The organism is Micromonospora sonneratiae, assembly GCF_042679305.1.
In the GTDB taxonomy this organism is placed as follows: Bacteria; Actinomycetota; Actinomycetes; order Mycobacteriales; family Micromonosporaceae; genus Micromonospora_H; species Micromonospora_H sonneratiae.
On sequence record NZ_JBHTMP010000171.1, the window covers coordinates 1 to 707 of the forward strand.

The window sequence follows — 707 nt, forward strand, 5'->3', positions numbered from 1 at the left end:
ACCGGCCACACCATCACCTGCACCTGGCCCACCAGCGAATCCCACCCACCGTGCGTCGAGCTACGCGTACGGGTGGACGCCCTTCGTCGGACCGTCGCGGAAGGACCGGTGTGACCGGCGAAGATGAGCTGCCCATCGGCCGACGCGTCGCCCACTGGCGCCACCGCCGCAACATGACCCGACAGGTCTTCGCTGACCGCCTCGGCAAATCCGCAAGCTGGGTGGAAAAGATCGAACGCGGCATCCGACAGCTCGACAGATGCTCCGTACTCCAGAACATCGCCGACGTCCTGGCAATCGACGTCCGGATGCTGACGGGCAGGGAACCACAACGACGTCCCGGCACCGCCACCTGCCTCGACACGCTCGACGTCGAAGCGATCCGCGCAGCCTTGGAACGCTACGAACCACCACCCCAGTTCGGTCCCGTGGCGGACCCGCCAACCATCGACAAGATTCACGAATCCACCCGGCACGCCTGGCTGGCGTTCCACCACGCCAGATACGAGCCACTAACCAGGGCACTGCCGAAACTCCTACACGACGCACAACGCGCCGACGCCGCCCACGTGGAAGACGACGACACCCAGCAAGCCGCCCACCTGCTCGGGCAGATCTACCAGATCACCTCATCAACCCTGAACAAACTCGGCGAACACCAACTTTCCTGGCTGGCCGCCGATCGGGCCATCGCCATCTCCCACCGC

The 707-nt window shown here is 65.3% G+C and carries 1 protein-coding gene; it reads left to right on the forward strand.

The genetic code is table 11. The features are described 5' to 3' along the window. Positions 1–110: 110 nt before the first annotated feature. Positions 111–707: helix-turn-helix domain-containing protein (locus ACFQ4H_RS34845; RefSeq protein ID WP_377579552.1), on the forward strand; the 597-nt coding region annotated here is incomplete at its 3' end.